Annotated in this window: 13 protein-coding genes and 1 riboswitch; of the genes, 5 read left to right on the top strand and 8 right to left on the bottom strand. The window is 66.0% G+C overall.

Annotation, left to right across the window (positions count from 1 at the left end):
• Window position 1 precedes the first annotated feature (1 nt).
• Both IWX65_RS06820 and IWX65_RS06815 read left to right on the top strand, forming a co-directional pair.
• On the top strand, window positions 2-421 hold the full coding sequence (locus IWX65_RS06820; protein ID WP_196881669.1) for a DUF3151 domain-containing protein: 420 nt from the start codon (window positions 2-4) through the stop codon (window positions 419-421).
• Window positions 422-660: 239 nt separating this feature from the next.
• Window positions 661-855, top strand: coding sequence for a helix-turn-helix domain-containing protein (locus IWX65_RS06815; protein WP_196822379.1), 195 nt, complete (start codon window positions 661-663; stop codon window positions 853-855).
• Between the two features lie 16 nt (window positions 856-871).
• Here the strand turns inward: IWX65_RS06815 and IWX65_RS06810 are convergent, their stop codons facing one another.
• Window positions 872-1,471 (bottom strand): hypothetical protein, encoded by a 600-nt coding sequence (locus IWX65_RS06810; RefSeq protein ID WP_196881668.1) that lies wholly within the window; start codon window positions 1,469-1,471, stop codon window positions 872-874.
• Between the two features lie 186 nt (window positions 1,472-1,657).
• Here IWX65_RS06810 and IWX65_RS06805 point away from each other — a divergent pair, with 186 nt between their 5' ends.
• Entirely contained in the window at window positions 1,658-2,947 is a 1,290-nt protein-coding gene (locus tag IWX65_RS06805; RefSeq protein ID WP_196822381.1) for an adenylosuccinate synthase, read from the top strand.
• A gap of 27 nt (window positions 2,948-2,974) precedes the next feature.
• On the opposite strand, the gene IWX65_RS06800 is transcribed toward IWX65_RS06805, so the two are convergent.
• On the bottom strand, window positions 2,975-3,469 hold the full coding sequence (locus tag IWX65_RS06800) for a DUF427 domain-containing protein (protein WP_196881667.1): 495 nt from the start codon (window positions 3,467-3,469) through the stop codon (window positions 2,975-2,977).
• 89 nt (window positions 3,470-3,558) lie between these two features.
• Between IWX65_RS06800 and IWX65_RS06795 the strand changes: the two genes are divergently transcribed.
• Entirely contained in the window at window positions 3,559-4,365 is an 807-nt protein-coding gene (locus IWX65_RS06795; RefSeq protein WP_196881666.1) for a carbon-nitrogen hydrolase family protein, read from the top strand.
• Window positions 4,366-4,490: 125 nt separating this feature from the next.
• On the opposite strand, the gene IWX65_RS06790 is transcribed toward IWX65_RS06795, so the two are convergent.
• Genes IWX65_RS06790 through sfnG form a run of 3 tightly spaced genes read right to left on the bottom strand, consistent with a single transcriptional unit; the run spans window position 4,491 to window position 7,539 of the window.
• Complete coding sequence (locus IWX65_RS06790) at window positions 4,491-5,003, bottom strand: CoA-binding protein (RefSeq protein WP_196881665.1); 513 nt, start codon at window positions 5,001-5,003, stop codon at window positions 4,491-4,493.
• On the bottom strand, window positions 5,000-6,385 hold the full coding sequence (locus IWX65_RS06785; protein ID WP_334683708.1) for an O-acetylhomoserine aminocarboxypropyltransferase/cysteine synthase family protein: 1,386 nt from the start codon (window positions 6,383-6,385) through the stop codon (window positions 5,000-5,002). The genes IWX65_RS06790 and IWX65_RS06785 overlap by 4 nt, the downstream gene beginning before the upstream one ends.
• Window positions 6,385-7,539, bottom strand: a complete 1,155-nt coding sequence (gene sfnG / locus IWX65_RS06780; RefSeq protein ID WP_334683707.1) for a dimethylsulfone monooxygenase SfnG — start codon at window positions 7,537-7,539, stop codon at window positions 6,385-6,387. Before sfnG ends, IWX65_RS06785 begins: the two co-directional genes overlap by 1 nt.
• Window positions 7,540-7,544: 5 nt before the next feature.
• Window positions 7,545-7,650: riboswitch (SAM riboswitch) on the bottom strand.
• Window positions 7,651-7,752: 102 nt separating this feature from the next.
• On the opposite strand from sfnG, the gene IWX65_RS06775 reads away from it, so the two are divergent.
• The gene (locus IWX65_RS06775; protein ID WP_196881663.1) at window positions 7,753-8,010 is read left to right on the top strand and encodes a hypothetical protein; all 258 of its coding nucleotides are present in this window, start codon (window positions 7,753-7,755) and stop codon (window positions 8,008-8,010) included.
• Between the two features lie 5 nt (window positions 8,011-8,015).
• Here the strand turns inward: IWX65_RS06775 and acs are convergent, their stop codons facing one another.
• Genes acs through IWX65_RS06760 form a run of 3 tightly spaced genes read right to left on the bottom strand, consistent with a single transcriptional unit; the run spans window position 8,016 to window position 11,844 of the window.
• The gene (acs, locus tag IWX65_RS06770) at window positions 8,016-9,941 is read right to left on the bottom strand and encodes an acetate--CoA ligase (protein WP_196881662.1); all 1,926 of its coding nucleotides are present in this window, start codon (window positions 9,939-9,941) and stop codon (window positions 8,016-8,018) included.
• Entirely contained in the window at window positions 9,932-10,804 is an 873-nt protein-coding gene (locus IWX65_RS06765) for an ABC transporter permease (protein ID WP_196881661.1), read from the bottom strand. Before IWX65_RS06765 ends, acs begins: the two co-directional genes overlap by 10 nt.
• Window positions 10,801-11,844 carry an aliphatic sulfonate ABC transporter substrate-binding protein gene (locus IWX65_RS06760; RefSeq protein ID WP_196881660.1) on the bottom strand — a complete coding sequence of 348 codons (1,044 nt, stop codon included), beginning with the start codon at window positions 11,842-11,844 and terminating at the stop codon, window positions 10,801-10,803. The genes IWX65_RS06765 and IWX65_RS06760 overlap by 4 nt, the downstream gene beginning before the upstream one ends.
• Window positions 11,845-11,887: the final 43 nt, after the last annotated feature.

Below are 11,887 nucleotides of genomic sequence, written 5' to 3'. Positions count from 1 at the left end.
CATGTCCGACGAATTCCGCAGGAACCTGATGGGCCCCGAGCCCACCTACCTCCCCGAAGAGCCTGACGTCATCCAGCGGCTGGCGGCCGGGGATGAAGCAGTGGACCTCGCAGCCCGGCACCCGACGTCGTCCCTGGTGTGGGCCGTCCTCGCTGACGAGGCGTACGCCGAGGGCCGCACGATCGAGTCCTACGCCTATGCGCGCACCGGCTATCACCGCGGACTCGATGCACTGCGGCGCAGCGGGTGGCGTGGAACCGGTCCCGTGCCGTATTCGCACGAGCCCAATCGCGGGTTCCTCCGGGCGCTGTACGCGCTTGGGCGGGCAGCGGCGTCCATCGGCGAAATCGAGGAAGCTGAACGGATTGCCGTGCTGCTGCGGGATTCCGACCCGGAGGCGAGTGCGCAGCTGGGGGCATAGCTTCCGGCGCACAACCTATAACAGATAGCACATTGGACCTCGATAAGGGAGCCACCATTCCGGTGGCTCCCTTATTGTCGTCAAAGTCCCGTAGGAAAAGGAAGGAGCCCGTAGCTCTACGTAAAATTACTTGGTTCGGGAGAGGAGAAACAGGTAGTAGCAACGGTTGTGCAACCTTCAAGCGTGAGTCCACAGTTAAAGAAGTCAGCCAACGTGTTTCACGAGACGAAAGGTACACAATGTCCCTCGCTGGAGTTGTTACGGGAGAGCTCTATACCGTGTCGGAGGTAGCCGCCCTGATGCGGGTATCGAAGATGACGGTTTACCGCATGGTCCAGTCGGGCGCCATCAACAGCATCCGCTTCGGGCGCTCCTACCGGGTGCCCGAGGATGCGGTCCGGAAGTACCTGGAACTGATGAACCCCGGCCACTAGGCAGGACGCCCCGGCGTTATCCCGGATGAACGATCGTCGTCACCACCGCCACGAGGGCCGGGGTCGGCGGCGCTGAACTGAAGCCGAACCGCACGGGCGGACTCACGGGGGCGAGTGTCCCCAGATCTTTTCCGCGCCAGGACGTGGAAGCGCCGGCGATGGAGCGGACCGAAAGAACGCCATAGTATTCGCGGCGGCCGTTGCCCGCCGATCCCGCTGTCCGGACGCCTCTTATCAGGACACGTGCGGCCGGATTGAGCAACGTGAGCCAGCGCGGGCTGGTGGCAAGGCGCTTCGGAACGAGTCCCAGCAGCCGTCCGAGGGCCGTCGTCCCGCCGATGTCGGCTGCAAGCTTCAGCTCCCCGGCGTCGAGCGAGAGGTTCCGGGCGGTGAGCGTCCAGGCCACGGGCGTGATGACGACGTCGTCGAACGTATAGGTAGCCCCGACATACTCGGCAATCGCCCGCTCCGGCGCCAGCAGCGTCCGACGGCCTGCGGAGTCCTCGATCATGATGTCGGCGAACCGTCCGAAGCGGGACGAGTCCCAAAGGCCGACCACCAGCCGGGTTCCCGACGCGGTGCCGATGCCGACGATGTGTCCAACGAAACGGTCCATGAACCCATTCTCCCGGTAGCGCCGGATCGCTTTCGACGCCCGCTTGCCCGCTCGGCTAAACTCGGGGAGTAAGAGCCCCAGAGTCCGCGGCGGGTACGCGAAGGATTCTTGGGGCGTTCTCATGCACGGCTCCAGGCGGGTCCCGGAACGGGGACGCGGGATCCGTGACTAATGGGGGAGGATCCCATGCCAGCAATCGTGATTGTCGGAGCCCAGTGGGGCGACGAGGGTAAGGGCAAGGCAACCGACCTGCTCGGCGGGCGTGTCGACTACGTCGTGAAGCCCAACGGCGGCAACAACGCCGGCCACACGGTGGTGGTGGGAGGCGAGAAGTATGAACTGAAGCTTCTTCCCGCCGGCATCCTCAGCCCGAATGCCGTTCCGATCATCGGCAACGGCTGCGTCATCAACCTCGAGGCCCTCTTCGAGGAGATCGACGGCCTTCAGGCGCGTGGAGCTGACACCTCGAAGCTGCGGGTCTCGGCCAATGCCCACCTCGTGGCCCCCTACCACCAGGTCCTCGACAAGGTCACCGAGCGCTTCCTCGGAAAGCGCGCCATCGGCACCACAGGCCGCGGGATCGGCCCCGCCTACATGGACAAGGTGGCGCGGCTGGGTCTGCGTGTCCAGGACGTTTTCGACGAATCGATCCTTCGCCAGAAAGTCGAGGGGTCGCTGAAGCAGAAGAACGAATTGCTGGTCAAGGTCTACAACCGCCGCGACGTCGAGGTGGAGGAGGTGGTGGAGTACTTCCTGTCCTTCGCCGATCGCCTGCGCCCGCTCGTCATCGACTCGACGTTCGTCCTCAACCAGGCGCTCGACGCCGGCAAGGTGGTCCTCATGGAGGGCGGCCAGGCCACGTTCCTCGACGTGGACCACGGCACCTACCCGTTCGTGACGTCGTCGAACCCCACCGCAGGCGGCGCGTCGGTGGGCTCGGGCATCGGCCCCACCCGGATCAACCGTGCGGTGGGCATCATCAAGGCCTACACCACGCGCGTCGGGGCGGGCCCGTTCCCCACCGAGCTGTTCGATGACATGGGAATGTACCTGCAGAAGAAGGGCGGCGAGTTCGGCGTGAACACCGGCCGGCCGCGGCGCTGCGGCTGGTACGACGCCGTGCTGGCGCGCCACGCCTCGCGCGTCAACGGCTTCACCGACTACTTCGTCACCAAGCTCGACGTCCTCACCGGCATCGAGCGGATCCCGGTGTGCGTCGCCTACGACGTCGACGGCGTCCGGCACGACGAGATGCCGATGACGCAGACCGAATTCCACCACGCGAAGCCCATCTTCGAATACTTCGACGGCTGGACCGAGGACATCACGACCGCCCGCACCATCGAGGACCTTCCGGAGAACGCGCAGGCCTACGTACGTGCCCTGGAGAAGATTTCCGGCACGAGGTTCTCGGCGATCGGCGTCGGCCCCGACCGGGACCAGACGATCGTGGTCAACGACCTCATCGCGGGCTGACCGGGAGCTCGACCACCGGCAGCTTCGCTACCAGCCCCGGGTGCCGGGGGCTCCCTTGAAGGGGCCCACGATCCCCTCGGTGATCCAGCCCCCGTAGAAATCGCCGTCCTGCGCCTGCACGATCTCGCCGTCGACCTCACAGCTGTCCATCCTGCTGGGGTAGATGGCCGCCCGCGTGGACAGGTCCTCGTAGCCGCGCACCGGCCGGGGGTAGGTCCAGGCTCCGCGCGGAACACGGGATCCGCCTGCTCCGACGTCGAAATAGGCAGCCTCTCCCTTGAATTCGCAGAAGGTGGTGCCTGCCGACGGAACCAGCACGCCGGGCGCGAAGTCAGCGAGCGGGAGGTAGTAGACCGGAGGGTGGCTCGTCTCGAGCACCCGCACGGCGTTGGTCGTCTCGACGATGAGAGCTCCTCCGAAACGTACCTCGACCTTCCCGGACACCTGCTCGACCCGTGGTGGCCGGGGGTAGTCCCACACGCTTTCCTGACCGGGCCCCGGAGTGATCCGCGATTTCTTCATGACCCAACCGTAACAACGCGGCCCGGGGAAAGGGGTGGCAACTCTGTAGGCTTGGAGGAAACGTCATCGACGGGATTAGGGCGGCACGGATGTTAGTCAGCGTAGGGCAGTTTCGACCGGGCGGGGACACCGCAACCAATCTCGAGGTCATGCGCGGGCTCGCCGCGGAAGCGAGCGCAGCGGGATCGGACCTCATCGTGTTTCCCGAAGAGTCGATGTTCTCCATCGGGAAGGTCGAAGGGTCGCTGCAGGTCGCAGTCGACGCCAACTGGACCGGATTCGTGCAGCAGCTGTCCTTCCTCGCAGCGGAGCACGATATCGCCGTCGTGGCCGGCGGGTACGAGTCCAGCGGCGAGGAGCGTCCGTTCAACACGCTCGTCCTCATCGACAGGACGGGCCGGATCGCGGACACCTACCGGAAACTGCACCTGTACGACGCCTTCAGCTACCAGGAGTCCAGTCGGATCAAACCTGGCGACGGCGGTATCAAAGTGGTGCCGGTGGGTGACATGTCGGTTGGCCTCATGACCTGCTACGACATCCGGTTCCCCGAACAGGCACGGGCGCTCGCCGATGCCGGCGCCGACCTCATCTGTGTTCCGGCAGCCTGGTTCAAGGGCGAGCACAAGGTGGAACACTGGGAAACCCTGCTCCGGGCACGGGCCATCGAGAACACGGTGTGGGTGGCCGCAGCCGGAACCTCGAGCGAGCACACGATCGGCCACTCGGCCATCCTCGATCCGATGGGTGTTGCACACGTGTACCTCGAGGATGAGGAACGCGGGGTGGTCACCACCGAGGTGACCCGGCGCAGGATCGACGATGTCCGCGAGTTCCTGCCGGTCCTGAACAACCGCCGTTTCGCCCGCAACAGTGAAATCCTCGAGCCGAACTGACTCGCCGTCCTCGGCTGAACGGCTTCATCGCCCGCTGCAGTAGGCTTGGACAGAAGTGCCGCGCCGGGACCGACCCCCAACAGGTCCCGGCGCGGCCTTTTTCATAGTCTGTGTCCAGCCGCCCGTCAGGTGGTGATCTGCCGCTTCGAGGAAATCACTCCCGTGTTGAATCCGGCGAGGTTCAACCCGCCATGGAACCTCGCATGCTCGATCTTGATGCAGCGGTCCATCACCACGGTCATGCCCGCGTCCTCGGCGTCCCGCGCCACGCCCTCATGCCAGGAACCGAGCTGCAGCCAAAGAGTTCTAGCACCCACATCCCGCGCCTCCGCAAGCACCGAGGGCAGGTCGTCGTGCTTGCGGAACACATCGACGACGTCGGGCACCTCCGGCAGGTCGGCGAGCGACGCGTAGGCGGGCTGGCCGAGAATCTCCTTCGCCACCGGATTCACGAAATACAGGCGGTAGGGCGAGGACGACTGCAGGTAGGTGGCCACGAAGTACGAGGCCCGCGACGGTTTGTCCGAGGCTCCCACGATCGCGATCGACCTCGCCTGGCGCAGCAGGTTGAGGCGCTCGGGGGCCGATGGGCCTTCCCATGTCCGGGCCGGCGTCGTCTGGTCTGTATCTGTGCTCATGCTCCAACTCCTACCGCACTGGTGCGGGACTGGTCCTGCTCGTTGCCGTCTGCCGGCACCTGCGGAAGCTCGGCGTCGTCGGTCGGGTCCTCGGCGGACCCGACGGCCAGGTTAAGGGCCTGGTCGAGGTCCCACAGGATGTCCTCGAGGTCCTCGAGGCCCACGGAGATGCGGACGAGGTCCTCGGGGATGCCGGCTGCCACCAGTTGATCCGCGGAGAGCTGCTGATGGGTGGTGGATCCGGGATGGATCACGAGTGTCCGGGAATCACCGACGTTCGCCAGGTGTGAGGCCAGCTGCAGCGATTCGATGAATTTCTGTCCCGCTGCACGTCCGCCCTTGACGCCGAAGCTGAAAACGGAACCGGGGCCATTCGGAAAGTACTTCCGCGCGCGGGCGGAATGCTGATGCGTCGGAAGTCCCGCATAGTTCACGTACTCGATCCGCGGGTCGGACTGCAGCCATTCGGCGACGGCCTGGGCATTCTTCAGATGCTCGTCAAGGCGCTGGGCGAGGGTTTCGACGCCCTGCAGCAGCTGGAAGGCCGACATCGGCGACAACGACGGCCCGATGTCGCGCAGCTGCTCCGTGCGGAGCTTCGTGAGGAAACCGTATTCGCCGAAATTGGCCCACCACTGGATGTTGCCGTAGGAGGGCACGGGTTCGGTCATCATGGGGAACTTGCCGTTGCCCCAGTCGAAGCGGCCGCTCTCCACGATCACGCCGCCAAGCGTGGTTCCGTGGCCGCCGATGAACTTGGTGGCGGAGTGGATCACGATGTCGGCACCGTGTTCGATCGGCCGGATGAGGTACGGCGTGCTGAGCGTGGAATCGACGATGAAGGGCACTCCGGCGTCGGATGCGACTTTCGCGAGTCCCTCGAGGTCGGCGATCTCACCGGAAGGGTTGGCGATGACCTCGGCGTAGACGGCCTTGGTGTTGTCCTGGATGGCCGCCGCGTAGTCCGCGGGGTCCGTGCCGGGGACGAAGGTGGTCTCGATTCCGAAGCGGCGCAGCGTGACGTCGAGCTGCGTCACCGTTCCGCCATACAGCTGGGACGCCGCGACGATGTGGTCGCCGGCCTGGCAGAGGGCGGCGAAGGTGATGAACTCGGCGCTCATGCCCGATGCCGTGGCCACCGCTCCGATGCCGCCCTCCAGGGAGGCGATGCGTTCCTCGAACGCGGCGACGGTGGGGTTGCCGATGCGGGAGTAGATATTGCCGTACTTCTGCAGTGCGAAGAGGTTTGCGGCGTCATTGGTGTCCTTGAACACGAACGACGTCGTCTGGTAGATGGGCACTGCGCGTGCGCCGTGCGTTGCATCGGGTGTACCGCCGGCGTGGAGTGCGCGGGTACGGAAACCGAAGGTCTTCTCTGCCATCAGACGCCTGCCTTGCTGGTAACGGGTGTGTCCAGGTGGAAGTCGACGCCCGCCTTCACCGCGGCGTCCGCCTCGAGTTCGCGGACGATCGGCATCACGTCCCTGCCGAAGGCTTCGACTTCCTCCTGGAAGTGGAGGTAGCACGTGAGGAGGAGGTTCACCCCGATTTTCTTGTACTCGACGATCCGCTCGGCGATCTGCTCGGGGGTGCCGATGAGCTGGGTCTTGAAGCCGTCGTTGTACTGGATGAGGTCCTCGAACGAGGAATCCGCCCACATGCCCTTTCCGTCGACGGTGGAGGCGCCGGCTTCCTGGACGGCGTCGCGGAAGCCCTCGACGGCCGGACGGTGCGCCTTCGCGACAATCTCGCGGAGTGTCTCCCGGGCCTCCTTTTCGGTGTCGCGGGCAATGACGAAGCCGTTGAGCCCGAACTTCGGGGACCGTCCTACCTGCCCGGCTGACGCCTGGACCCCCGCAATGTTCTCCCGAAAGCCCTCGAGGTCCTTGCCGTTCGAGAAGTACCAGTCGGCCACGCGCCCGGCGGTGGCCTGGGCCGCCGTCGAATTCCCTCCGAAGAAGATCTCGGGGTGCGCACGCCCGGGAACGTCCACGGGCGGCGGGTTCAGCGTGAAATCGGTGATGTTGTAGTACTTGCCCTCCTGCGAGAAGTTCGTCTCGGTCCAGAGGCCGCGCAGGATCCGGATGAATTCCTCGGTGCGCACGTACCGCTCATCGTGCTCCAGCCAGGGCAGGCCGAAACCGGTGAACTCGTTCTTCAGCCAGCCGGACACGATGTTGACGGCGGCCCGCCCGTTGGAGATGTGGTCGGCGGTGATGATGAACTTCGCCAACACACCGGGTTGCCACATGCCGGGGTGGACGGCGGCGATCACCTTCAGTTTCTCGGTGGCCGCGAGCAGGGCGAGGGAGAACGACGTCGCCTCGTGCTGCTTGTCGGCACCGTACGATGCCGCGTAGCGGGTCTGGGACAGTGCATATTCGAAGCCGGCATCCTCGGCGATCCGGGCCAGCTTCTTGTTGTAGTCGAAGTCCCAGCTGGTGCGCTGCTCGATGGTCGAGACCACGAGCCCACCGCTGACGTTCGGGACCCAGTAGGCGAACTTGAGTGGTTGGGAAAGATCGGGAGTGCTCATGAAATCCTCCATCGGCCCTGGCGGTAGCACCCTATCGCCGAGCGCTTGGAGCACGGGCCAGGGTTGCTGCGGCGTCAGTGAGCCAGATCTCTCGGCCGCTCGGGATGGTCACCTTCGAGTCTGACAGGGGGCAGGGGGCGGCACAAAGAATATGTCGTCCGGAGAACGTCACATTGGGGCGGGCAACTCCGTGGCGTCCCGTAACCTTGATCGATGGAATCCTGGCGGTCAGCGGAACGTACCAGCGAGCCGGCATTGTGGCGGACCGTGTTCTGGGCGGCTGCCGTGGTGGCTGCCACCCTCCTTCTCAGCATCGTCCTGGTGCTTCGTGACCCGGGCCCTTCCGTCAGTGGATGGTTCTATGTCCAGCAGGCAGGGATGCTGGTCCCCTGCTCAGCGTTCGCCCTGCTGGCCCTCGGAAAGTGGCGCCGGGCCCGCAAGGCAGTCGGGCAGCGGCAGGCCGCCCGCTAGCGCCGCTACCGCCCGGCCAGCACCGCCGCAATGCCCGGAATGCAGCCCTCGTTCTGCAGCGACGTGGTATCCCCGAGCGTGCCGCCCTCGTACAGCTGGGTCAGCAGCCGGCGCATGATCTTGCCGGAGCGCGTCTTCGGAACATCGTCCACCACCACGACGGCGGCAGGCCGTGCGACCGGCCCGATCACCTTCGTGACGTGGGCCCGCAGCGCCGAACCGATGTCCTGCGAGCGGTCCGCACCGGGGGCCAGCACCACGAAGGCCGCAATCGCATGCCCTGTCAACGGGTCCGCCACCGGGCACACTCCGGCCTCCGTGACGAAGGGGTGCGCCACGAGCGCCGACTCGATCTCGATCGTCGACAGCCGGTGCCCCGACACGTTGATGACGTCGTCCACCCGGCCCAGGATCCAGGTGTCGCCGTCGTCGTCGTACTTGGCCCCGTCACCAGCGAGGAACCAGCCCTGCGCCGCGAACTTCCGCCAGTAGGAGTCGAGGTAGCGCTGCGGATCGCCCCACACGGTCCGGGCCATGGCGGGACCGTGCCGGTCCACCACGATGAGCCCCTGGACGCCCGGCGGTACGGGATCTCCGGCGTCGTCGACAATGCGGGTGCTGACCCCTGGTAGCGCGCGCGAGGCGCAGCCCGGCTTGAAGGACTCGTCCGATTGACTGGGGGAGAGCACCGTGGCGCCTGTCTCGGACTGCCACCAGGTATCCACGACGGGTACGGTTCCCCGGCCGAGGTTGGCCCGGAACCAGCGCCAGGCCTCGGGGTTGACGGCCTCTCCGACGGTTCCGAGGACGCGGATGCTCGAGAGGTCGTACCCGGCGGGAACGCCGTCGGGGAACCAGCCCATGAGCGAGCGCACCAGCGTGGGGGCGGTGTAGTAGCTGGTGACGCCGTAGCGCTCGATGACCTCGAAGTGGCGGCCGGTGTGCGGGGTGTTGGGCGTTCCCTCGAAGATCACCTGCGTGGCGCCGTTGGAGAGCGGGCCGTAGATCTCATAGGTGTGGGCGGTGACCCAGGCGAGGTCGGCCGTGCACCAGTGGACATCCGTGGAGCGCAGCGCCGGGTCGGGGTTGCTGAACAGGTGCTCGAAGCTCCACGAGGCCTGCGTGAGATAACCGCCCGAGGTGTGCACCAGGCCCTTCGGTTTCCCCGTGGTGCCCGAGGTGTACATGATGAACAGCGGCGTTTCGGCGTCGAACGCCTCCGCTTCGTGGAACGGCGACGCAATGTCGACGGCCTCATGCCACCAGACGTCTCGTCCCGGTGTCCAGCCGATCTCCGAGCCGGTGCGACGGATCACGAGGACATGCTCGATGGAATCCACACCGGCGACGGCGGCGTCGGCGTTGCCCTTGACGGGTACCGCCTTCCCCCGGCGGTACTGTCCGTCAGTGGTGACGAGCAGTTTCGCCCCGGTGTCCTCGACCCGGAAGCGCAGTGCCTCGGCTGAGAAGCCACCGAAGACGAGCGAGTGGACGGCTCCGATCCGGGCGCAGGCCAGCGTCACCACCACCGTTTCGACGAGGACGGGAAGGTAGATGACCACGCGGTCGCCCTTCCCGACGCCGAGGGCAGATAGCGCGTTCGCTGCGCGGGCCACATCCTCCTCCAGCTCGGAGTAGGTGACCGCGCGGCGGTCGCCCGGCTCGCCTTCGAAGAACAGCGCGGTCCTGCCGCCGTTGCCCGCAGCGACGTGCCGGTCCACACAGTTCTCGGCGACGTTGAGTTTTCCGCCCGCGAACCATTCGATCACCGGGACGGACAGGTCGCCGTCCGGCGCCGGCCGTGCCGGCTCGAAGGTGTGGGCCGTGTGCCATTCCTCGGCCCAGTCGAGCCGGCGGGCCTGCTCTTCCCAGAACGCGATGCGCCCGGTTTCGGTCCGGAGGGAGTCCTGCTCGCCAATCCTCACACCCATCGCCGGACAGCCCACCTTTCAGCCAGGCCCAGCAGGGCATCCGTGGTCTTGCCGATCACTGCGAGCAGGATGATCGCCAGGAGGATGCGGTCAACCCGGCCGTTGTTCTGCGAATCGATGAGCAGGAATCCGAGGCCCATCGAGGACGCGATGAGTTCGGCTGCCACCAGGAACAGCCAGGACTGCGCCAGAGCGAGCCTCAGCCCGGAAAAGAGTGCGGGAACGACGGCGGGCAACTGCACGGTGGTGAGGAGCCGGACGCCGCTCAGCCCGAAGGCCCGCGCTGCCTCCACCAGGTTGCGGTCCACGTGGCGCAGCCCGAGGTAGAGCGTGGTGAAGACGGGAAAGAAAGCTCCGATCATAATGAGTGTGACCTTCGAGTCCTCGTTGATGCCGATCCACAGGATGAGCAGCGGAACCCACGCGAGGGAGGGCACAGCGCGGATTGCCCCCACCGTGGGGGTGAGCAGCAGATCGGCGATGCGGGACAGGCCGAGCAGTGCACCGAAGACGGTGCCGAGGGCCGCGCCGGCGAGGAACCCGATGAGCACGCGCTGTGTCGAGATGAGGATGTGGTTGATGAGCTCGCCGCGGTTGAACAGTTCGACGGCAGCAGTTCCCACGGCACGTGGTGACTGCAGCTCGGCGGGACTGAAGTAGCCGGTTTCCGTGCTGATGTGCCACGCAACGAGGAGTGCCGCCGGAAAGATCAGGCCGATCAGGGCGGCAGCGACGCGATTGCGGGCGCGGCTACCGGCCAGGCGAGACGGAGCCTCCGCCTCGACGGGTCCGACCGGGACGCCCGAAGCCTTGAGTCCACCCCTACTGACGGGCGTACCGCCGGCACCGGTCGTCTCTGTCATGAGGATGCCGCAATCGCTGCCGGATCAGCCCTTTTCACCAGCGAGTCGTCGAAGAGGGTGTCCAGCGCTTCGTCGATCTGCGCCTGGGTGGCGACGTCGCCGGTTTCCACGAAGACCGGGCCGATCTTCTCGAGCACCGTGCGCTGTGCGTCACCGGGTGCCGGTTCGACGTCGAGGTTGGTGCGGTCGATGATCACGGCACTTGCAACCGCCGGATCGATTCCTGCCACGTCGGCGAGGATCGCGGCGGTCTCCTCAGGATTGGCCTTGGCCCACTCGCGCGCCTTCTCGTACGCGTTGACGACGGTCTGGGCGACGTCGGGCTTCTCCTCCAGGAAGCTCTCCGTGGCGTTGAGGAACCCGTACGTGTTGAAATCGATGTTGCGGAAGAACAGTTCGGCGCCGTCCTGCTCGGCCGAGGCCATGATGGGGTCGAGACCGGACCACGCATCCACGGCGCCGCTCGCAAGCGCGGCGCGCCCGTCAGCATGCTGGAGGTTCTGGACCTCCACCTCGGACTGGTCGATACCGGCGGATTCAAGGGCCTGCAGCAGGAAGAAGTAGGGATCGGTGCCTTTGGTAGCGGCGACCGACTTGCCGCGGAGGTCCTCGACGCTCTCGATCCCCGAGCCCGGTAGGGCCACGAGGGCGGCCCATTCCGGCTGTGAGTAGATGTCGATGGCTTTGATCGGGGAGCCGTTGGAGCGGGCGAGCAGGGCAGCCGATCCGGCGGTGGAGCCGACGTCGATGGCACCGGCACGCAGGGCCTCGTTGGCCTTGTTGGAGCCGGCTGACTGCACCCAGTTCACGGTGATGTCCTGCTTGCCCAATTCATCCTCGAGCCAGCCCTGTTCCTTGATGACGAGGCTGAGGGGATTGTAGGTGGCGAAGTCGATGTTCAGGGTGCCGCCTTCGGTGGCTCCGTCTGTTGCCACCGTGTCGGCCGACGTCGAGGCGTTTTCACCCGCGAGGCACCCGGTCAGGCCGATGGAAAGGGCAGTTGCGAGGGCGGCGGTCCGGAAGAGAGAGCGGGGTTTCATGGGAATCCTTCGGAGAATCGATCGTCGGCAGGCAGGAAAGTGG

Origin of the sequence: Arthrobacter sp. CAN_A214 (genome assembly GCF_015751955.1) — a bacterium.
Lineage (GTDB): Bacteria > Actinomycetota > Actinomycetes > Actinomycetales > Micrococcaceae > Arthrobacter_D.
The sequence above is the reverse complement of the archived record's forward strand: the minus strand, read 5'-3'. Positions and strand labels throughout refer to the sequence as shown.

Bases quoted from the DNA above. Each gene is read 5' to 3' on its own strand.
- IWX65_RS06820 (WP_196881669.1), top strand. From the start codon at position 2: ATGTCCGACGAATTCCGCAGGAACCTGATGGGCCCCGAGCCCACCTAC.
- IWX65_RS06815 (WP_196822379.1), top strand. From the start codon at position 661: ATGTCCCTCGCTGGAGTTGTTACGGGAGAGCTCTATACCGTGTCGGAG.
- IWX65_RS06810 (WP_196881668.1), bottom strand. From the start codon at position 1,471: ATGGACCGTTTCGTTGGACACATCGTCGGCATCGGCACCGCGTCGGGA.
- IWX65_RS06805 (WP_196822381.1), top strand. From the start codon at position 1,658: ATGCCAGCAATCGTGATTGTCGGAGCCCAGTGGGGCGACGAGGGTAAG.
- IWX65_RS06800 (WP_196881667.1), bottom strand. From the start codon at position 3,469: ATGAAGAAATCGCGGATCACTCCGGGGCCCGGTCAGGAAAGCGTGTGG.
- IWX65_RS06795 (WP_196881666.1), top strand. From the start codon at position 3,559: ATGTTAGTCAGCGTAGGGCAGTTTCGACCGGGCGGGGACACCGCAACC.
- IWX65_RS06790 (WP_196881665.1), bottom strand. From the start codon at position 5,003: ATGAGCACAGATACAGACCAGACGACGCCGGCCCGGACATGGGAAGGC.
- IWX65_RS06785 (WP_334683708.1), bottom strand. From the start codon at position 6,385: ATGGCAGAGAAGACCTTCGGTTTCCGTACCCGCGCACTCCACGCCGGC.
- sfnG (WP_334683707.1), bottom strand. From the start codon at position 7,539: ATGAGCACTCCCGATCTTTCCCAACCACTCAAGTTCGCCTACTGGGTC.
- IWX65_RS06775 (WP_196881663.1), top strand. From the start codon at position 7,753: ATGGAATCCTGGCGGTCAGCGGAACGTACCAGCGAGCCGGCATTGTGG.
- acs (WP_196881662.1), bottom strand. From the start codon at position 9,941: ATGGGTGTGAGGATTGGCGAGCAGGACTCCCTCCGGACCGAAACCGGG.
- IWX65_RS06765 (WP_196881661.1), bottom strand. From the start codon at position 10,804: ATGACAGAGACGACCGGTGCCGGCGGTACGCCCGTCAGTAGGGGTGGA.
- IWX65_RS06760 (WP_196881660.1), bottom strand. From the start codon at position 11,844: ATGAAACCCCGCTCTCTCTTCCGGACCGCCGCCCTCGCAACTGCCCTT.